Source organism: Pseudomonas arsenicoxydans, from assembly GCF_900103875.1.
GTDB classification, from domain to species: Bacteria; Pseudomonadota; Gammaproteobacteria; order Pseudomonadales; family Pseudomonadaceae; genus Aquipseudomonas; species Aquipseudomonas arsenicoxydans.
This window is the reverse complement of record NZ_LT629705.1, coordinates 120,130-140,121: the sequence shown is the minus strand read 5'-3', so window position 1 is coordinate 140,121 and position 19,992 is coordinate 120,130. Positions and strand designations below refer to the sequence as shown.

At 57.9% G+C, this 19,992-nt stretch carries 17 protein-coding genes, 2 tRNA genes and 1 pseudogene; 16 read left to right on the top strand and 4 right to left on the bottom strand.

All coding sequences use genetic code 11. The features are described from left to right. Positions 1–64 precede the first annotated feature (64 nt). The 9 genes from BLQ41_RS00660 to BLQ41_RS00620 all read left to right on the top strand — a co-directional run bounded on the left by BLQ41_RS00660 (position 65) and on the right by BLQ41_RS00620 (position 9,198). Positions 65–141: transfer RNA gene (locus tag BLQ41_RS00660), tRNA-Met, on the top strand. 138 nt (positions 142–279) lie between these two features. Further along, positions 280–738, top strand: coding sequence for a ribosome maturation factor RimP (gene rimP / locus BLQ41_RS00655; protein ID WP_010463487.1), 459 nt, complete (start codon positions 280–282; stop codon positions 736–738). A gap of 47 nt (positions 739–785) precedes the next feature. Beyond that, entirely contained in the window at positions 786–2,267 is a 1,482-nt protein-coding gene (gene nusA, locus BLQ41_RS00650) for a transcription termination factor NusA (protein WP_007900474.1), read from the top strand. Positions 2,268–2,294: 27 nt separating this feature from the next. Then, complete coding sequence (gene infB / locus BLQ41_RS00645; protein WP_090175636.1) at positions 2,295–4,823, top strand: translation initiation factor IF-2; 2,529 nt, start codon at positions 2,295–2,297, stop codon at positions 4,821–4,823. Between the two features lie 159 nt (positions 4,824–4,982). Continuing rightward, entirely contained in the window at positions 4,983–5,384 is a 402-nt protein-coding gene (gene rbfA / locus BLQ41_RS00640; RefSeq protein WP_008149016.1) for a 30S ribosome-binding factor RbfA, read from the top strand. A gap of 3 nt (positions 5,385–5,387) precedes the next feature. Then, on the top strand, positions 5,388–6,305 hold the full coding sequence (gene truB / locus BLQ41_RS00635) for a tRNA pseudouridine(55) synthase TruB (protein ID WP_090175633.1): 918 nt from the start codon (positions 5,388–5,390) through the stop codon (positions 6,303–6,305). A 115-nt stretch (positions 6,306–6,420) separates the two neighbouring features. Next, complete coding sequence (gene rpsO / locus BLQ41_RS00630; RefSeq protein WP_003197723.1) at positions 6,421–6,690, top strand: 30S ribosomal protein S15; 270 nt, start codon at positions 6,421–6,423, stop codon at positions 6,688–6,690. Positions 6,691–6,885: 195 nt separating this feature from the next. Beyond that, positions 6,886–8,991 (top strand): polyribonucleotide nucleotidyltransferase, encoded by a 2,106-nt coding sequence (pnp, locus tag BLQ41_RS00625; RefSeq protein ID WP_046045794.1) that lies wholly within the window; start codon positions 6,886–6,888, stop codon positions 8,989–8,991. A 131-nt stretch (positions 8,992–9,122) separates the two neighbouring features. After that, positions 9,123–9,198 (top strand) — tRNA-Thr (locus BLQ41_RS00620). 7 nt (positions 9,199–9,205) lie between these two features. On the opposite strand, the gene BLQ41_RS00615 is transcribed toward BLQ41_RS00620, so the two are convergent. Further along, the gene (locus tag BLQ41_RS00615; RefSeq protein ID WP_090175631.1) at positions 9,206–9,757 is read right to left on the bottom strand and encodes a hypothetical protein; all 552 of its coding nucleotides are present in this window, start codon (positions 9,755–9,757) and stop codon (positions 9,206–9,208) included. Between the two features lie 315 nt (positions 9,758–10,072). Here BLQ41_RS00615 and BLQ41_RS00610 point away from each other — a divergent pair, with 315 nt between their 5' ends. After that, a complete protein-coding gene (locus BLQ41_RS00610) occupies positions 10,073–10,378 on the top strand; it encodes a DUF6388 family protein (protein WP_090188316.1) in 306 nt (101 codons plus the stop codon). Between the two features lie 80 nt (positions 10,379–10,458). On the opposite strand, the gene nadC is transcribed toward BLQ41_RS00610, so the two are convergent. Next, positions 10,459–11,307, bottom strand: coding sequence for a carboxylating nicotinate-nucleotide diphosphorylase (nadC, locus tag BLQ41_RS00605; RefSeq protein WP_090175630.1), 849 nt, complete (start codon positions 11,305–11,307; stop codon positions 10,459–10,461). A 284-nt stretch (positions 11,308–11,591) separates the two neighbouring features. Between nadC and BLQ41_RS00600 the strand changes: the two genes are divergently transcribed. From BLQ41_RS00600 to BLQ41_RS00580, 6 genes and pseudogenes are all read left to right on the top strand, one after another. After that, the gene (locus BLQ41_RS00600) at positions 11,592–13,799 is read left to right on the top strand and encodes a DUF1631 domain-containing protein (RefSeq protein ID WP_090175629.1); all 2,208 of its coding nucleotides are present in this window, start codon (positions 11,592–11,594) and stop codon (positions 13,797–13,799) included. A gap of 63 nt (positions 13,800–13,862) precedes the next feature. After that, positions 13,863–14,423: a 1,6-anhydro-N-acetylmuramyl-L-alanine amidase AmpD gene (ampD, locus tag BLQ41_RS00595; RefSeq protein WP_090175627.1), complete on the top strand. Its 561-nt coding sequence runs from the start codon at positions 13,863–13,865 to the stop codon at positions 14,421–14,423. Next, entirely contained in the window at positions 14,420–15,256 is an 837-nt protein-coding gene (gene ampE / locus BLQ41_RS00590; RefSeq protein ID WP_090175624.1) for a regulatory signaling modulator protein AmpE, read from the top strand. The genes ampD and ampE overlap by 4 nt, the downstream gene beginning before the upstream one ends. Before the next feature lie 218 nt (positions 15,257–15,474). Continuing rightward, a pseudogene (locus BLQ41_RS31255) lies at positions 15,475–16,566 on the top strand (methyl-accepting chemotaxis protein); the annotation flags it as partial. Continuing rightward, positions 16,543–17,472 carry a methyl-accepting chemotaxis protein gene (locus BLQ41_RS31250; protein ID WP_408003528.1) on the top strand — a complete coding sequence of 310 codons (930 nt, stop codon included), beginning with the start codon at positions 16,543–16,545 and terminating at the stop codon, positions 17,470–17,472. The pseudogene BLQ41_RS31255 and the gene BLQ41_RS31250, both read left to right, overlap by 24 nt. Positions 17,473–17,648: 176 nt before the next feature. Further along, positions 17,649–18,038, top strand: coding sequence for a hypothetical protein (locus tag BLQ41_RS00580; protein WP_090175620.1), 390 nt, complete (start codon positions 17,649–17,651; stop codon positions 18,036–18,038). On the opposite strand, the gene BLQ41_RS00575 is transcribed toward BLQ41_RS00580, so the two are convergent. Continuing rightward, on the bottom strand, positions 18,039–18,815 hold the full coding sequence (locus tag BLQ41_RS00575) for a TatD family hydrolase (RefSeq protein WP_090175617.1): 777 nt from the start codon (positions 18,813–18,815) through the stop codon (positions 18,039–18,041). A gap of 3 nt (positions 18,816–18,818) precedes the next feature. Next, positions 18,819–19,814, bottom strand: coding sequence for a catabolite repressor/activator (gene cra, locus BLQ41_RS00570; RefSeq protein WP_090175615.1), 996 nt, complete (start codon positions 19,812–19,814; stop codon positions 18,819–18,821). Positions 19,815–19,992: the final 178 nt, after the last annotated feature.

Genomic DNA, 19,992 nt, shown 5'->3' with positions numbered 1-19,992 from the left:
TTGTAGGTGGAAGGTTACATTGACCCTGTCAGGGATCGGTCGTATACTTCCGCCCCAGCTTTGTCGCGGGGTGGAGCAGTCTGGTAGCTCGTCGGGCTCATAACCCGAAGGTCGTCGGTTCAAATCCGGCCCCCGCAACCAGTTTAAGGAGCCCCTTTTAAGGGGCTTTTTGTTAGCTGGACACTTTCTACGCCGCTGTTCGACGGCGTTTCAAGGATGGGCGTTTCGCCCATTTTTTTATTTTGCATAGCATGCACATACATGCACGAGGGGGTTCAGGTGTCGAGCAAGCTAGAAGAGTTGCAGGCCTTGTTGGCCCCGGTGGTCGTGGCCCTAGGCTATGAATGCTGGGGTATTGAGTTTTCGGCTCAAGGTCGCCACTCAATGTTGCGCGTTTATATTGATAAAGAAGGCGGCGTGCTGGTGGACGATTGTGCCATCGTCAGCCGTCAGATCAGCGGTGTCCTGGATGTTGAAGATCCAATCGCCGTTGAATACACCCTTGAAGTTTCCTCGCCTGGCATGGAACGCCCGCTGTTCACTATTGAGCAGTTTGCAAAATTTGCCGGTGAACAAGTGAAGATCAAGCTGCGCTCGCCCTTTGAAGGACGACGCAACTTTCAGGGCCTTCTGCGCGGTGTAGAAGAGCAGGACGTCGTGGTGCAGGTAGAAGACCACGAGTTCCTGTTGCCGATCGATATGATCGACAAGGCCAACATTATTCCCAGTTTTGACTGAGACGCGGATCCCGCGGATCCAATGGCTTGCGAAAGGCGAGGCGTACGATGAGCAAAGAAGTACTGCTGGTTGTTGAGTCGGTATCCAATGAAAAGGGCGTACCGGCAAACGTAATTTTTGAAGCGCTGGAGCTGGCTCTGGCCACTGCTACCAAAAAGCGTTTTGAGGACGAAGTCGATCTGCGTGTGGAAATCAATCGCCACACCGGCGCTTACGAGACTTTCCGTCGCTGGACGGTCGTCGAAGAAGCAGACCTGGACGATCCGGCCATCGAAACCTGGCCGAGCAAGGTTGCAGAAACGCATCCTGGTGCCAAGGTTGGTGATGTAGTCGAAGAAAAAATCGAATCCATCGAGTTCGGTCGCATCGCTGCACAGACTGCCAAGCAAGTTATCGTGCAGAAAGTGCGCGAAGCCGAGCGCGCTCAAGTCGTTGATGCCTATCGCGAGCGCCTGGGGGAAATCATCTCCGGCACCGTGAAAAAAGTCACCCGCGACAACGTGATCGTCGATCTGGGCAACAACGCTGAAGCGTTGCTGGCTCGTGAAGACATCATCTCTCGCGAAACTTTCCGGGTTGGCGTGCGTTTGCGTGCGCTGCTCAAGGAAATCCGCACCGAGAACCGCGGCCCGCAGCTGATCCTGTCGCGTACCGCGCCGGAAATGCTGATCGAGTTGTTCCGCATCGAAGTGCCGGAAATTGCTGAAGGCCTGATCGAAGTAATGGCTGCGTCCCGTGATCCGGGTTCGCGCGCCAAGATCGCGGTCCGCTCCAAGGACAAACGCATTGACCCGCAAGGCGCTTGCATCGGTATGCGCGGTTCGCGCGTCCAGGCAGTGTCGGGTGAGTTGGGCGGTGAGCGTGTGGACATCGTCCTGTGGGACGACAACCCTGCTCAGTTCGTGATCAATGCAATGTCGCCGGCTGAAGTGGCGGCAATTATCGTTGACGAAGATGCCCATGCAATGGACATCGCCGTTGGCGCAGACAATCTGGCTCAGGCCATTGGTCGTGGTGGTCAGAACGTGCGTCTGGCTAGCCAATTGACTGGCTGGACCCTGAACGTGATGACCGAATCGGACATCCAGGCTAAGCAGCAAGCAGAAACCGGCGACATCCTGCGCAATTTCATTGACGAGCTGGAAGTCGATGAAGACCTGGCACAGGTGCTGGTAGATGAAGGCTTCACCAGCCTGGAAGAGATTGCCTACGTACCGTTGGAAGAAATGCTCAACATCGACGGCTTTGACGAAGAAACCGTCAACGAGCTTCGCGCTCGCGCCAAGGATCGTTTGTTGACCAAAGCCATCGCTACTGAGGAAAAGCTGGCAGACGCCCATCCGGCCGAAGACCTGCTCTCGCTTGAGGGTATGGACAAGGATTTGGCGATGGAACTGGCGGTGCGCGGCGTAATTACCCGCGAAGACCTGGCCGAGCAGTCTATTGACGATCTGCTCGACATCGACGGCATTGACGATGATCGTGCCGGCAAGTTGATCATGGCCGCCCGAGCCCACTGGTTCGAGTAATTAGGCGCGGCCTGAGGAGAGAAGTGCATGACGCAAGTCACGGTGAAACAACTGGCCGATGAGGTCAAAACACCGGTAGAGCGCCTGTTGCAGCAGATGCGTGAGGCAGGTCTGCCGCACACCGCCGCCGAAGAACATGTGACTGACAGTGAGAAGCAATCTTTGCTGACTCACTTGAAAAGCAGCCACAAGGCGAAAGTGGAAGAACCACGCAAGATTACACTGCAGCGTAAAACCACCAGCACCCTGCGTGTTGCTGGCAGCAAAAGCATCAGTGTTGAAGTGCGTAAAAAGAAAGTTTTCGTACAGCGCAGCCCGGAAGAAATCGAAGCCGAGCGCAAACGCGAACTGGAAGAACGTCGCGCAGTAGAAAATGCTGCACGTCAGAAGGCTGAAGAAGAAGCCAAGCGTCGCGCCGAAGAAGAAGCGCGTCGCCAGCCTGCTGCTGCGCAATCCGCTACTAATGACGCTGTTGCAGCTCCTGCTGCAGTGGCTGAACCAGTACGTGAAAGCGCTCCGGTTGTGGCTGCTGCTCCAGCGCCGTCTGCCGACGTTCGCAACAAGCAGAACGAACAGCGCCGTCCGGACAAACCACGTGCCGACGATAACAATCGTCGTGGCAGTGGCGATGGTGAGCGCAAAAACGCTCCGCATCGTGCTTCGGTCAAGGAAAAAGCGCCTGCTCCGCGTGTTGCTCCACGTACCACCGACGAAGAAAGCGATGGCTTCCGTCGTGGTGGTCGCGGCAAGGCCAAGCTGAAGAAACGCAACGCCCACGGTTTCCAGAGCCCAACCGGCCCTGTCGTGCGTGATGTGCAGATCGGCGAGACCATCACTGTTGGCGATCTCGCCAATCAGATGTCGGTCAAGGCTGCTGAAATCATCAAGTTCATGTTCAAACTGGGTACTCCAGCGACCATCAACCAGGTGCTTGATCAGGAAACTGCTCAACTGGTAGCCGAAGAACTGGGCCACAAAGTGACCCTGGTCAGCGACACCGCCCTGGAAGATTCCCTGGCCGAGTCCCTGAAGTTTGAAGGTGAGACGTTCTCCCGTGCGCCAGTCGTGACCGTAATGGGCCACGTTGACCACGGTAAGACGTCGCTGCTCGACTATATCCGTCGTGCCAAGGTAGCTGCTGGCGAAGCCGGCGGTATCACCCAGCACATCGGTGCGTACCACGTTGAAACCGAACGCGGCATGGTCACCTTCCTCGACACCCCTGGTCACGCCGCGTTTACCGCAATGCGTGCCCGTGGTGCCAAGGCGACTGACATCGTGATCCTGGTCGTTGCAGCGGACGACGGCGTAATGCCGCAGACCATTGAAGCGGTCCAGCACGCCAAGGCTGCCGGTGTTCCACTGGTTGTTGCAGTGAACAAAATCGACAAGCCGGGCGCTGATCTCGATCGCATCCGTAGCGAGCTGTCGGTTCACGGCGTGACTTCGGAAGAGTGGGGCGGCGACACCCCGTTCGTATCGGTTTCGGCGAAAGTCGGTACTGGCGTGGACGAGTTGCTCGAAGCTGTCCTGCTGCAAGCTGAAGTTCTGGAACTGAAAGCGACACCTTCGGCTCCTGGCCGTGGCGTCGTGGTTGAATCGCGTCTCGACAAAGGTCGTGGCCCGGTTGCAACCGTTCTGGTTCAAGACGGTACCCTGCGCCAAGGCGACATGGTGCTGGTCGGTTCGAACTATGGCCGTGTACGTGCCATGCTCGACGAGAACGGCAAGCCAATCAAGGAAGCCGGTCCTTCCATCCCTGTCGAGATCCTCGGCCTGGACGGTACCCCGGACGCTGGCGACGAGATGAGCGTGCTGTCGGACGAGAAGAAAGCCCGTGAAGTGGCTCTGTTCCGTCAAGGCAAGTTCCGCGAAGTCAAACTGGCTCGCGCTCACGCCGGCAAGCTGGAAAACATCTTCGAAAACATGGGTCAGGCAGAGAAGAAGACGCTCAACATCGTCCTCAAATCCGACGTCCGTGGTTCGCTGGAAGCGTTGAACGGTGCCTTGAACGGCCTGGGTAACGACGAAGTGCAAGTGCGTGTTGTCGGTGGCGGTGTCGGTGGTATCACCGAGTCCGACGCCAACCTGGCACTGGCCTCCAACGCTGTACTGTTTGGCTTCAACGTGCGTGCCGATGCTGGCGCTCGCAAGATCGTCGAGCAGGAAGGTCTGGATATGCGTTACTACAACGTGATCTACGACATCATCGAAGACGTCAAGAAAGCCCTCACCGGTATGCTGGGCAGTGATGTTCGCGAGAACATCCTGGGTACCGCTGAAGTGCGTGACGTGTTCCGTTCGCCGAAGTTTGGCGCGATCGCCGGTTGCATGGTTATTGAAGGTGTTGTTCACCGTAACCGTCCAATCCGTGTACTGCGTGAAGACATCGTTATCTTCGAAGGCGAGCTGGAATCCCTGCGCCGCTTCAAGGATGACGCTTCCGAAGTGCGTGCCGGCATGGAATGCGGTATCGGCGTGAAGAGCTACAACGACGTCAAAGTCGGTGACAAGATCGAAGTCTTCGAGAAGGTTCAGGTTGCTCGCAGCCTCTAACTCGCGCACTTCAAGGGCCACGATGAGCCGCTGCATGCAGATGCGCGGCACAGCGTCAGGACTCTAAACGCAACGCCCGGTCTGGCTTTTGTCAGGCCGGGCGTTTGCCGCTTTCAGACCCTTCGGGTTTCGCCGTGGGGCAGTAACAGGTAACAAGACATGGCAAAAGAATACAGCCGTACCCAACGTATCGGCGATCAGATGCAGCGTGAGCTGGCACAGCTGATCCGTCGTGAAGTCAAAGACCCGCGCGTCGGCCTGGTCACCATTACCGCTGTTGAAGTCAGCCGTGACGTCGGTCACGCCAAGATCTTCATCACTGTGATGGGGCAGGACAACGCCGAAGACATCGCGCAAAGCATCAAGGTGCTCAACTCCGCCGCCGGTTTCCTGCGTATGCAGTTGGCCCGCGAAATGAAGTTGCGCAGCGTTCCTCAGTTGCACTTCCACTACGACGAAAGCGTCGTGCGTGGTGCGCACCTGTCGGCCCTGATCGAGCGTGCGGTGGCTGAAGACAATCAGCACCCGGTTGCGGCTGAAGCCGAAGACACCAAGGAGTAATCGGTGGCTCAGGTCAAACGTATCCGTCGTAATGTCAGCGGTATCATTCTGCTCGACAAGCCGCTGGGGTTTACCTCCAACGCCGCGTTGCAGAAGGTCCGCTGGTTGCTGAACGCCGAGAAGGCCGGACATACCGGCAGTCTCGATCCGCTGGCCACCGGCGTGTTGCCGTTGTGCTTCGGAGAGGCCACCAAGTTTTCGCAATACCTGCTCGATTCGGACAAGGGTTACGAAACCCTGGCGCAACTGGGCAAGACCACCACCACGGCGGATGCCGAGGGTGAAGTTTTGCAGGAACGTCCGGTGACCGTTGGTCGCGCCGATGTCGAAGCTGTGCTGCCGAAATTTCGTGGGCAAATCAGTCAGATACCGCCGATGTACTCGGCACTCAAGCGTGATGGCCAGCCTTTGTACAAACTGGCCCGTGCAGGCGAAGTAGTGGAGCGCGAACCGCGTTCTGTTACTATTGCGCGCTTGGAATTGCTGGCCTTTGAGGGTGATACTGCGCGGCTTGCGGTGGATTGCAGCAAAGGCACCTATATTCGCACCCTGGTGGAGGATATCGGTGAGCAACTCGGTTGTGGCGCTTACGTGGCTGAATTGCGACGTACCCAGGCCGGGCCTTTCACGCTGGCACAGACAGTCACGCTTGAAGAGTTGGAAGCCGTACACACCGAAGGCGGCAACGAAGCGGTCGACCGCTTCCTGATGCCATCGGACAGCGGCCTGCTGGATTGGCCGCTATTGCAGTTCTCGGAGCACAGCACGTTCTACTGGCTCAACGGCCAACCGGTACGTGCCCCCGATGCACCGAAGTTCGGCATGGTACGGGTACAGGATCACAATGGTCGCTTCATCGGTATCGGTGAAGTGAGCGAAGACGGGCGCATCGCGCCACGTCGACTGATTCGGTCAGAATGACCGGACGAGGGTGGCTGTCAACAGGCACGGTCACTACTCATTTTTAGATACAGGGATTTGTCCCTGGCCTGTTGAAACCGTCCCCTGGATGGTTTCCTGATAAAAGGATTGCCTCATGGCTCTCGACGTTCAAGAAAAAGCTCAAATCGTAGCTGACTACCAGCAAGCTGTTGGTGACACTGGTTCGCCAGAAGTGCAAGTTGCACTGCTGACCCACAACATCAACAAACTGCAAGGTCACTTCAAGGCCAACGGTAAAGATCACCACTCCCGTCGTGGTCTGATCCGCATGGTTAACCAGCGTCGTAAGCTGCTGGACTACCTGAAAGGCAAGGACGTGAGCCGTTACAGCGCTCTGATCGCTCGCCTGGGTCTGCGTCGCTAATAAGCGATTGCGCTAGAGGTTGGTTGTCTGTCGTACATCAGTGGGATTCCCGCTGGCGTATGGCAGGCTTCCAGCCTCAAGTTTTATCTGGATAGTCGTTTTACCCTGGACAGGCGTTGGGCCGATTCCCGACATTGCCCAAGAATTTCGCAAGAAGACAAGTTCCCCAAGAGCCACAAAAGAAGGTAGGACACCGTGAACCCGGTAATCAAAAAATTCCAGTTCGGTCAGTCGACCGTTACCCTCGAGACTGGCCGCATCGCCCGTCAGGCCTCCGGCGCAGTATTGGTCACCGTTGACGACGACGTCAGCGTATTGGTGACTGTGGTCGGCGCCAAACAAGCCGATCCAGGCAAGGGCTTCTTCCCTCTGTCCGTTCACTACCAGGAAAAGACTTACGCTGCCGGTAAGATCCCTGGCGGTTTCTTCAAGCGCGAAGGCCGTCCTTCCGAGAAAGAAACCCTGACTTCCCGACTGATCGACCGTCCGATCCGTCCGCTGTTCCCAGAAGGCTTCATGAACGAAGTGCAGGTTGTCTGCACCGTCGTTTCCACCAGCAAGAAAACCGATCCGGACATCGCTGCGATGATCGGTACCTCGGCGGCCCTGGCCATCTCCGGCATTCCTTTCGATGGCCCTATCGGCTGTGCACGCGTTGCGTTCCACGAAAGCACCGGCTACCTGCTGAACCCGACTTACGAACAACAGAAAGCTTCGAGCCTGGACATGGTCGTTGCCGGTACTTCGGAAGCCGTGTTGATGGTTGAATCGGAAGCCAAAGAGCTGACCGAAGACCAGATGCTGGGCGCGGTACTGTTTGCTCACGACGAGTTCCAGGTTGTGATCAACGCCGTTAAAGAACTGGCTGCCGAAGCGGCCAAGCCAACCTGGACCTGGACTCCACAGCCAGAAGCCACCGCTCTGCTGGGCGCCATCCGTGCCGAGTTCGGCGACGCGATTTCCCAGGCTTACACCATCACCATCAAGGCCGACCGTTACGCTCGCCTGGGTGAGCTGAAAGACCAGGTTGTTGCCAAGCTGTCCGGTGAAGAAGGCCAGCCTTCTTCCAGCGAAGTCAAAGCGGCTTTCGGCGAAATCGAATACCGCACCGTTCGCGAAAACATCGTAAACGGCAAGCCACGTATCGACGGCCGCGACACCAAGACCGTACGTCCTCTGAACATCGAAGTCGGTGTTCTGCCAAAGACCCACGGTTCGGCTCTGTTCACCCGTGGCGAAACCCAGGCTCTGGTTGTTGCAACACTGGGCACCGCCCGTGATGCACAACTGCTGGACACCCTGGAAGGCGAGAAAAAAGACCCGTTCATGCTGCACTACAACTTCCCTCCGTTCTCGGTAGGTGAGTGTGGTCGCATGGGTGGCGCTGGTCGTCGCGAAATCGGTCACGGCCGTCTGGCCCGTCGTTCGATTGCAGCCATGCTGCCTGCTGCCGACGTGTTCCCGTACACCATCCGTGTTGTGTCGGAAATCACCGAATCCAACGGTTCGAGCTCCATGGCTTCGGTCTGCGGCGCCTCCCTGGCCCTGATGGATGCCGGCGTTCCGATGAAGGCGCCGGTTGCCGGTATCGCCATGGGTCTGGTTAAAGAAGGCGAGAAATTTGCCATCCTGACCGACATCCTGGGTGACGAAGACCACTTGGGCGACATGGACTTCAAAGTAGCCGGTACCGCCAAAGGTGTGACCGCGCTGCAGATGGACATCAAGATCAAAGGCATCACCGAAGAAATCATGGAAATCGCTCTGGGCCAAGCCCTGGAAGCGCGCCTGAACATCCTCGGTCAGATGAACCAGATCATTGGCCAGTCGCGTACCGAACTGTCGGAAAACGCTCCGACCATGATCGCGATGAAAATCGACACCGACAAAATCCGTGATGTTATCGGTAAAGGCGGCGCGACCATTCGTGCGATCTGTGAAGAGACCAAGGCTTCGATCGACATCGAAGACGACGGCTCGATCAAGATCTTCGGCGAAACCAAGGAAGCTGCTGAAGCTGCACGTCAGCGCGTTCTGGGCATCACCGCAGAAGCTGAAATCGGCAAGATCTACGTTGGTAAGGTTGAGCGCATCGTCGACTTCGGCGCATTCGTCAACATCCTGCCAGGCAAGGACGGTCTGGTTCACATCTCGATGCTGAGCGATGCTCGCGTAGAGAAAGTGACCGACATCCTGAAAGAAGGCCAGGAAGTGGAAGTACTGGTACTGGACGTGGACAACCGCGGCCGTATCAAGCTGTCCATCAAAGACGTAGCAGCAGCCAAGGCATCGGGCGTTTAATCAACTCCCAGGCTTGACCGCTTCAACGTTATGAAAAATGCCCCGCAGTGAAAGCTGCGGGGCATTTTTTTGTCTGCGAAACGGCGCATGAAGTTGCTGACGCTTAAACCCGGTGCTAGGTTTAGCCCACCGCCCGTGTAGCTCAGCCGGTAGAGCAGCGCACTCGTAACGCGAAGGTCGCAGGTTCGATTCCTGTCTCGGGCACCATCCCCTTTTATTTCACCTTTCTGCTCAAATCATCCACGGCCCGTTTGAGCTGATCCATCTGACTGTTCTGGGCACTGACGTCTCGCTTCAGACTGGACAGGTCACTGGAGCTTGAACTGGAACTCGATCCGGCGCTGCGCTTGAGGTCTTCCACCTGACTGGCAAGCCTTTTCAAGTCGTTTTGCTGTTCGTTGACCGTGCGCTTGAGTTTGTCCACTTCGCTGGCGTTGGTGTTGGAACTCGATCCGTTGTTGCGCTTGAGTTCTTCAATGAGGCGCGCTTGATCACTGACGGTTTTTTTCAGCGCTTCCATATCAGCCGTATTGGTTTTGACGACGCGTTGCAGACCTTCCACGTCATCGGTACTGACGTTGGATTTGACCATCACGTATGTGCCGTAATTGTTGTGATAGGCGAGGAATTTGTCGGCAGAAGAAGCGCTGTCGGATTTGTATTCCAGACCGGCCTGAGCTGTATTGGGCAGTGTCAGGCTGCCAAGAAGAAGGGCGGCCATGCCGGTTGCCAACAGGGTGGACGGAAGCTTTGGAAAATTACGCATCACCGGGTTCCTTGTGAAGTGCCAAGATGGCACATCGCTACGACTTTACCTTTTGAATCTTGTTCCTGGGTAACGCGGGAAAATTTACAGAAAGTCTGCTCGACGGTTTTTTTGTTGATTTGATGTAAAAGTCCGTATAAATCGTCGAACAAACGTCCTATATTCGGACCCTGCACACGCACCACCTTGCAGTTTTCAGATGATCCCCGAATGGTTCTGAAGGCCAGACAAACCGGGCTTCAAACGGTTTTTTGCGTCAGAGAGATCCTTGATGATCCAGATCCATCTTCCATTCCCCAGATCAGCGAGAACGACATGACCGTTAAAGAATTGACCCAAGAAGCCAGACACGAAGAAGCACTGAAAAAGTACTTGCTGGAATCGCCCCAGCTAGCCGAAGAGATCAAGGACCTGCCAGCCGACGATCAGAAAGACCAGATCCAGTGGGCGTTCGAGGATGAGGCGGAAGCCCAGGGCTTGCAGCCGTGGGAGCTGACGCTCAAGTACACGTCGACCCCGGAAGAGTTCGAGGCTGCGCGCCTTGTACTGCACAAAGAGGCGGCCGAGGTCCTGGGCGTCGAATGGGAAGAGTACTGCGAGATGAACAATCTGGTGGTTTAAGGGCAGCTTCAAGTTTCAAGCGGCAAGCTTCAAGTCAAAGCAGAACTGCTTGAAGCTTGAAGCTTGTCGCCCGTAGCTGCTCAGAGGCTGAGCCGCATCGACAGATCGACAGCCTTCACATCCTTGGTCATCGCACCGATCGAAATGTAATCCACCCCGGTCTCGGCAATCGGCAGCAACGTGCTTTCGTTGATACCGCCGCTGGCCTCCAGCTTCGCCTTGCCGCCGTTCAGGCGCACCGCCTCGCGCATGTCGTCCAGGCTCAGCTCGTCAAGCATGATGATGTCAGCGCCTGCTGCCAGGGCTTCTTTCAATTCTTCCAGGCTTTCTACTTCAATCTCGACCGGCTTGCCGGGGGCGATTTTGTGGGCGGCATTGATGGCTTCGGGGATGCCTCCACTGGCGGCGATATGGTTTTCCTTGATCAGGAAGGCGTCGTAGAGGCCGATGCGGTGGTTGTGGCAACCGCCGCAGGTCACGGCGTACTTTTGCGCCAGGCGCAGGCCAGGCAGGGTTTTGCGGGTGTCGAGCAACTTAACCTGAGTATTGGCAACAAAATCCGCCAGGTACTGCGCACGCGTGGCCACGCCCGAAAGCAATTGCAGGAAGTTCAGCGCACAGCGTTCACCGGTCAGCAGCGAGCGTGCTGGGCCTTCCAGATGAAACAGCGCTTGATTGGGTTTGACCCGCTCGCCGTCGCGCACCTGCCAGTGCACCGCAACCCGAGGGTCCAGTTGCCGGAAAACCGCATCGACCCAGGCCGTGCCGGCGATGACAGCAGCGTCACGGGTGATGATGGTCGCTTTCGCCAAGCGTTCGGCGGGGATCAGCTGCGCGGTGATGTCGCCGCTGCCGATGTCTTCGAGCAACGCACGGCGCACGTTGGCTTCGATTTCGGCGGTCAAGTCGGCGAGACGTAGATTCGGCATAACGGGCTCCACAAACAAAGTGGCCCGATTATAGGGCTATGGCGTGAAGCAACCCAAGGCATCAGAGGCGTCTCGTCGCTTGCAAACCTGCATTTGGTCGATTCATTTGAGTCATCCGCACAATGGCGGCGTCTTCCAGAAGCGTCTAATTCAATAGCAAGGACAGAGTCTGCTGGTATACCGGACATCTTTTGCAAGATAATCCGCCTTGCTTTTGACGTCATGGCTTTGACGTGCTGTCGGGTTTACGACTATTCGAAGAATTACCGTTTCTGGAGGCTTGGATGCACAACGACGGGAATGTAGTGCCTTTGCGCAAGGCGGCTACCGATCAGGCGACACAATCGCCACTCGCCCGCCTACCTGTGGTTCTGCTTCAGGTTCGCGACAAGGCCACTCAACAGCTGCGGCATGGTTTACAGGACCTGTTCGATAACGCCGACGATACGCTATTCGAAATGGCCGATCGGGCGCGCAACGATGTTGAGCAGAACCTCTTTTTCGAAGCCATGCGCGATTTGCGACTCAAGCGAAAAAGCATTGAGCGCGGCTTTCTCGAGCAATTCTTTGCGGCATTCGTCAGCCTCTCTCAGTACGACGGCACTCAGTCGGCCCTGCCTCCGGTGTTGGCGCTCGACACCGATGCATTACCCTGTGACGATCTCGAGCGCAGCATCGCGGTAGAGGCTATGGTCGGCAAAGTGCTGAACCGCGACGGTTTCGCCCTCGACCAACTGACGGCCCGGCTCAGCGCGTTGCTCGGCAAAGACCTGGACGATCAGCACAACCCGTTGGGGCCGGCGATGCTCTGTGAGTATTTCTTGCAGGCCTGGCGCAACCTCGGGGCGGAGATCAAGGTCAAGCTGATCATCCTCAAACTGTTCGATCGCTATGTGCTCAGCAGCGCTGATCAGCTGTATGCCGAAGCGAATCAGTTGCTCGTCGCGACCGGTGTTTTGCCTGACCTCAAGCCCGCCCCCATGCGTCGTTTCACCGATCATGCGACGGCCAGTGCCTATGCCGAGCCGGTGGAGGCCATCGAGCATCCAGGCAATACGCTGATCGAGGAGGGCGTGCAGGAGGTCTTCGCCGCGCTGCAGGCGTTGCTGCTGCACGTGCGCGGCAGTGTGGCGCCGACCCTGGAAGTCAGTGCCCAGACACAACCCATTTCCACCCGCGACCTGTTGCGCCTGCTCTCGCACTTGCAGCAATACGTGCCGGCGCTGACGACGCAGGACGATTTCGATTTGCGTAACCAGCTCGAGCAACTGCTGACCCGGGTCAGCGTCAAGAGTGGCAAGTCGCGCGTGGTCGACGGTGCCGACGAAGACGTGATCAACCTGATCGCCATGCTCTTTGAATGCATCCTTGATGACCGCAACCTGCCGGATACCCTCAAAGCGTTGATTGGCCGTCTACAAATCCCGATGCTCAAAGTCGCGATGCTCGACAAGAGCTTCTTCAGCCGCACCAGTCATCCGGCCCGGCGTCTGCTCAACGAAATCGCAGCCGCCGCCATGGGCTGGGGCGAGTGCGATGACCATGAACGTGACAGCCTGTACCTGCGCATCGAGCAGGTCGTGCAGCGCTTGTTGAACGATTTTGTCGACGACCCGGCCATTTTTTCCGAACTACTGGCCGATTTTCTCGCCTTTACCAGCGACGAGCGCCGGCGCAGTGAACTGCTGGAGCAGCGCACCCGTGACGCCGAAGAAGGCCGCGCCAGGACTGAACTGGCGCGTCAGCATGTCGAGCAGGCGCTCAATCAGGCGTTATTGGGCAAAGTATTGCCCCAAGCCGTGGTGGCTTTCGTCCAGCAAGCCTGGAGCAAAGTGCTGTTGTTGACCTGCCTCAAGCATGGCGAACACTCTGCAGAGTGGCGCGCAGATGTGCAGACCATGGAGCAACTGATCTGGAGTGTGCAGCGTCATGTCGACCCGGATGCGGGTATGCGTTTGTTGGCATTGGTACCTGGATTGCTGAAGTCCCTGCGCGACGGGTTGAGCGGCTCCGCATTCGATCCGTTCGCCACCAGTGAGTTTTTCAGTGAGCTGGAAACCTTGCATCTTCAGTTGTTTGAAAATCCGGGGCACGCCGTCGAGCAGCCCGTCGTGGCGCCGGTGATGGTCCAGGTGCTGGAGGAAATCGTGCTGCGCAGCGCTGACGAAGGACCGGTCGATAGCGTGTCGGTGCGCTTGCCGGCGGACGATCCCGGCTTGCTTCAGGTCGATCAATTGCGTTTGGGCGCCTGGGTCGAGTTTCAGGAGGACGACGAAAACACCCTGCGTTGTAAGCTGGCGGCGATTATCGAAGCCACCGCAAAGTATATTTTCGTCGATCGCACCGGGATGAAGGTGCTGGAACGCAGTCGCATCGGTCTGGCCCTGGAATTTCGTCGCGGCGTGGTCCGGGCGCTGGACGACACCTTGCTGTTCGACCGGGCTCTTGAGTCTGTGCTTGGCAATCTGCGGCGCCTCAATCGCGGCAAGTGATCGCGCCCCGAGGGTCTATCGCGGCATACTGGGGGCCACACAGTCGTCGTTGAAGGAACCTGTATGCAGTTGGACCCCGCGAGCGGTTGGTGTCAGGGCGTGCGCTTGTGCCCCTCGCCCAATTTCAATGCGCGCCCCACGGGCGAAATTTCCCTGCTGGTGATCCACAACATCAGCCTGCCGCCTGCGCAGTTTCTGACTGGCAAGGTCCAGGAATTTTTCCAGAATCGCCTGGATGTCACGGAGCACCCATACTTTGAAGGGATTGCCGACCTGCGGGTGTCTGCGCACTTTCTGATTGAACGTGACGGCACTGTCACTCAGTTTGTCTCCTGTCTTGAGCGCGCCTGGCATGCCGGTGTGTCGATTTTCGAGGGGCGGGAAACCTGTAATGATTTTTCCCTGGGGATTGAGCTGGAAGGCACGGATGATCTGCCGTTCACCGATGCTCAGTATCAAGCGTTGACGGCGCTGACCCGCCAGCTGCAAAGCGCTTTCCCGGCCATCACTGCACAGCGCATCTGTGGCCATAGTGACATCGCACCGGGCCGCAAAACGGATCCGGGACCAGCGTTCGACTGGGCACGCTATCGCGCCGCCCTGGCAAAAGAGGAACAACAATGAGTTTTCTGGTGCTGCTGCTGGCCGTCTGGATCGAGAAATTCTCGGCCCTGCGCCATCGGGTTCAACGTGATGGCGGCTGGATACATGAACTGAACAAGCTTGAAGTCAGCCCGCGACTGATTGATCGGCCATGGCTGATCCTGATAGTGCTGGTGCTGCTACCCGTGGCGCTGTTGGGTTTGGTGTTGGTGGTGCTGGATCCGGTGGCTTACGGGTTGCTGGCCTTGCCGGTGCACCTGCTGGTGGTGATTTACAGTCTGGGGCGTGGCGATTTGCTGGCCGGCCTCGGGCCGTTTCGCGATGCCTGGCGCCGGGAAGACCTGCAAGCGGCGGCCCATGTGGCGAAACGCGACCTGGATATTTGCGCCGACAGCGGCGAGCAACTGCTTGAACGGGTCCAGGGCCATTTGCTGTGGGAGGCTTATCAAAGCTTTTTCGCCGTGATCTTTTGGTACTTCTTGCTCGGACCGGTTGCCGCCCTCAGCTATCGACTGCTGGCGCTGGCCGAAGAGCACGGACAGAACCCGGCCGTGGTCGAGCGCGCGGGCCAGTTGCGCCACGCGTTTGACTGGGTGCCTGTGCGCCTGCTGGCGGCCAGTTTCGCGCTGGTCGGCAACTTTGTGGCCGTCAGCCGGGTGATGTTGCACGAACTGCTGAACTGGAACATCAGCGCTGCCCAGTTGATTGAAAAAGTCGGACTGGTCGCCGGTGAAATCCCTGCGCCAGTCGTCGGACCGGACGGCATCAACAGCCTGGACCGGATCTGGGAATTGCTGCTGCGTGCGGCGGTGCTCTGGTACGCCGGTTTTGCACTGTGGACTGTCCTTCCCTGACACACCGATACCCGTAATCGTTGGCGCAAACTGCGTCAACGGCTACGGGTACGCCCGCCCCCCGTTAACCTTAAGTTACAAAACCTCTCTCCGATTTGAGCTATACAGGCATAGCGCTCAATAGTGGCTATCTGCCGTAGCGCTGCGCCTGCCAATAAAAATAAGAATTCAAAGGGAGACTTCCAGTGAAGAGCTTGCTCTATCCCGCCGTCGCGCTGATGAATCGCCTGAGCTTCGGTATGAAGTTCAGCCTGATCAGTGTGCTATTCCTCGTGCCGATGCTGGTGACCAACTTCTATCTGGTGCGCGATTCCTATCGTGAGTTCCAGGGCACACAGGTGGAACTGCAGAGCCTCGATCTGCTGGGCAGCAGCCTGACCCTGCGACGGGACCTGGAAACCCTGAACAACCTGGTGCAGATCAACGTCACCCTTGGCCAGTCCGGCAAGGCCGGCAACGTCGAATCGCAGATCAGTACCGTGGGACAAAGCGTGCTGACCCGTTTGCAGGGCATGACGGCGATGACCACCGATGCGGAGCAGATCGCGATTTTCGATGCCAAGCGCGACGAAATGATTGCTGCGTTCAAGGCCCAGCAAGCGGAAAGCTCCCTGCAAAGCAAAAGCGGAATGATCGGAAAGTTGTTGGGCAGCGCGCAGATTTTCAGTCAGATCATTGCCAGTCAGGCCGGCCTGAGCCGCGACACCCAGAGCGACATGCGGCAACTGAGCGAACTCATTACCAACGTCACCCCACCCGTTACCCAGATCCTCGGCGACGGCCGCGCGATGGGTTCCTATTCGCTGGGGCAGGGCTTCCTCAATTCGTCGTCGAGCACCCGATTTGATGAGTTGCTGGCGCAGATCGAAAAGCTCCAGGGCGAATACGGTCTGAAGTTGCAGGATGCCTTGGGCTCCAGCAAGGCCGCCCACGAAACCCTGGCGACCTTGGCCGATAGCAGCAAGGCATCGCTGAAAAAGGCCAGCGAACTGTTCGAAGAACAGGTGGTAATGGCCGACACCCTCGATGCGCCGTGGCAGGGCTTTTACGATCAGGTCACAGGCCTGATGGACAAGACCTATCAACTCAATGAAGCCACCCTGAAGTTTCTCGGCGCTCAGTTGCAGCAGCGACTGGAGCAGAACCGTACCCACATGGTTATGCAGGCCGTGGCGTTGACGGTGGTGTTCGTGCTGATTTTTTACCTGTACGGCGGCTTCTACGCGTCGACCCGCACCACCCTCAAACGGCTTGGGGCGACGCTGGACAAAGTGGCGGCGGGCGATATGACCGTCACGTTCCGCGCAGAAAGCCGCGATGAACTCGGCGAATTGGGCGAGGTGTTTAACGGCACGGTGAAAAAAATTCATGACCTGATCGAGCGCGTGGGGCAGACCGTCAATGAAGTCGAGCGCCAGGCCGGGCAGGTCGAAAGTGTCTCTGCCCGAAGCAACCAGGCCGTGGCGGGGCAGCGCTCGCAGATCGAGCAGGTCGCTACCGCCATGAACCAGATGTCGGCGACCTCGCTTGAGGTGGCGCGCAGTGCCGCTGCGGCGGTCAGCAGTGCCCACAGCGTCAACGACGAGACCATCAGCGGGCGCGGGCTGGTGGAGTCCCAGCAGGGCAGCATCGCGCAGCTGGCCAGCGAGATCGTCCAGTCGGTGCAGGTGGTCAATCAACTGGCCAGCGACAGCCAGTCCATCAGTCGCGTGCTGGAAGTGATCAAGAGCATTGCCGAACAGACCAATCTTCTGGCCCTCAATGCCGCCATCGAAGCCGCACGCGCCGGCGAGCAGGGCCGTGGCTTTGCGGTGGTGGCCGATGAGGTGCGAACCCTGGCCAAGCGAACCCAGCAATCGACCGAGGAAATCGAGCAGATGATCGCCAAGCTGCACAGCGGTGTCGGCGCTGCGGTGAAAGCGATGGGCATCAGCCACCAAATGGCCGATGGCACCGTCGGGCAGTCGGAAAAAGTCCAGCAGGCGCTGGAAAACATTCTTGGCGCCGTCGGCATGATCGTCGACCAGAACCAGCAGATCGCCGCGGCGGTAGAGCAGCAGACAGCCGTTGCCCATGATATTGACCAGAACATCGTCGAGATCAACCGGGCCGGTGAGCGCACCGCTGAAGGCGCGCACCAGACGGAGGATGCCAGTCGCGCGTTGTCGGCTCAGGTCGTGGAACTCAAGCAATTGATCAGCGCGTTCCGGGTGTAATGCCACACGGTAAATCAACGGTGGGAGCGAGTTCACTTCCACCGTTTTTTGTGCCGTGTCTGTAGTATTTTTTCCCTAATCAGGTCGGCAACTTCCTGATTTCATGCGAGTTCTCTTTTTTTAGTCTTCAATGAAGGAAGATCAACCACTCTGACCCGCCCTGAGGAGGCTCGGTGATGTCATCTGCAACAATTGGAGTCCAGGGGCGCTGCGCCCACTGTGAAACCACGCTTGTGCTCGAACCCTGGCAACTCAACGCTATCGCCATCAACGAATCGTTCGCCTGTTCCCACTGCCATAAAGCGTTGAAATTGAGCGACCCGCACCAGATCAAGCGCTTGAAGTCCATCGACTCCCTGGCCATGTTGCGGGCAAGCACATTGGTGACCGTGTGCACCGCGTTGCTGGTGGCATTGGTGATGGAGTGGATCAGGTTAATCAGCGTGGTCGAACAGCTGAATTTTTCACTGATTGCGATACTGATCTATTTCGGTGTCGTGCAATTCGCTCGGCACAAGCAACACATGACGCTGATTCTGGAAGCCGCCAAGGCTCACGCCGACTGATTACCAGTTGAACAGCGCACAGGCATTGGCTGTGCTCGTCTCGGCCAATTGCTCGGGACTGATCGCCATGATGTGCGCCAGTGCCGAGCAGATCGCCGGCAGGTGCGCGGGGGTGTTGCGCTGACCGGGAAACATGACGGGCGCCATGTCCGGCGAATCGGTTTCCAGAACCACCGAATCCAGCGGCAACTCGGCGAGCACACGGTGCATGCGCAACGCTTGAGGCCAGGTGGCCGCGCCACCGAGGCCAAGTTTGAACCCTAGCTTGATGTATTCGCGGGCTTCTTCCCGGCTACCGGCGAAGGCATGAATGATCCCTGCGCGTTTCAGCTTGAATCGCTTGAGCGTGGCAATCACTGTCGCATGGCTGCGTCGCACATGAATCAGCGCCGGAAGATTGAAGTCCGCCGCCAGTTGCAACTGCGCCTCGAACAACGCCTGCTGGCGCTCGCGATCCAGGGTTTCGATGAAGTAGTCCAGGCCGATCTCGCCCACAGCGCACAATTGCCGATGACCGGCGAGTCGAGTCAGCCAATCACCGAGGGCAGTTAAATCTTCTGGGCGATGATCGTCCAGATACACCGGGTGCAAGCCGAACGCCGCATACAGGTCAGGATCGCTTTGCACCAGGTCCCAGACCCGTTGCCAGTTACCCTGGAACACCCCCAGCACCACCATCCGCCGCACCCCGAGGGCGCGGCTTTCGGTCAGCAGCGCCGCGCGATCTTCGTCGAAGTCCGGAAAATCCAGATGAGTGTGGCTGTCGATCAGCTCCACGGTTCAGTCCTGGCGAATACGTTGCTTGAAGGTCCGCGCAATGGCCTGCACGCCGGGTTGGTAATCGGACTGTTCGATGGCGGCCAGCGCCAGCGCCAGGGCTTTGTCGGCGATCAGTTGGTGCTGCTGGGCCATGGCGTTGACCGGCAGTGGCAGGAAGTCCAGCAGCTGCGTGTCGCCGAAGGTGCCCAGGCGCAGCGGGCGGGTCTTGAGCGGGAAATCGTGCAAGGCATCGAACACGCCTTGGAGCAGCACGTAGGACGTGGTCACCAACGCATCCGGCAAATGCCCCAGGCGCTGCAGCAGCTCTTCCATCAACTGTTTACCGCATTCACGGCTGAACGACTCGCCGTGTTCGATCAGCACATCGCCCTTGAATCCGGCCAACGCCTCTTTGAACCCGGCAGCCCGTTCCTGACTGATGCTCAGCTCGGGACGCGCGCCAATCAACGCAATTTGCTTGGGCAGCGGATCGAGCAGGCTGCGGGTCAATTGCAGGCTGGCCTCACGGTCATCGCTGATCACCGAACAGAAATGCTCGGGTTCCATCACCCGGTCGATGGCAATGATCGGAATGCCTTTCGCTTGCAACTGACGGTAGCTGTCGTCACCGGCCGGCAGGCAGCTGGCGACGATCAGTGCATCACAGCGTCGCGCGCGGAACAGTTTGAGCAATTGACGCTCGCTGTCCGGCGCATCGTCCGAACTGGCGATCAGCAACTGATAGCCGCGAGCCCGGGCGCCTTGCTCGAGCAATTTGGCAATTCGTGCGTAACTGGGGTTTTCCAGATCCGGCAGAATGAAGCCCAGGGTGCGGGTGTGCCGGCTGCGCAGTCCGGCCGCCTGGGGATTAGGTGTAAAACCATGTTGTTCAACGACGGCACGCACGCGCTCGACGGTGGCGCTGCTGATGCGTTGCTGTTCGGCCTTGCCATTGATGACGTAACTGGCGGTGGTAACGGACACACCGGCCAATTGTGCGATATCACTGAGTTTCAACTCGGGGGTTTCCTTGTTTTTCGCCCGACATTTTTGACAATCCTACCCGATTCGGACAGGTGACCATTGTCGCAACGTATCCGACAAGTTGGGCTTCAAGGATGAGACATTATCGAGTAACGTGCCAATCATTCTAGATTAAACGATTCAGCAAGCGTATTTTCTACGTTATAGGTGC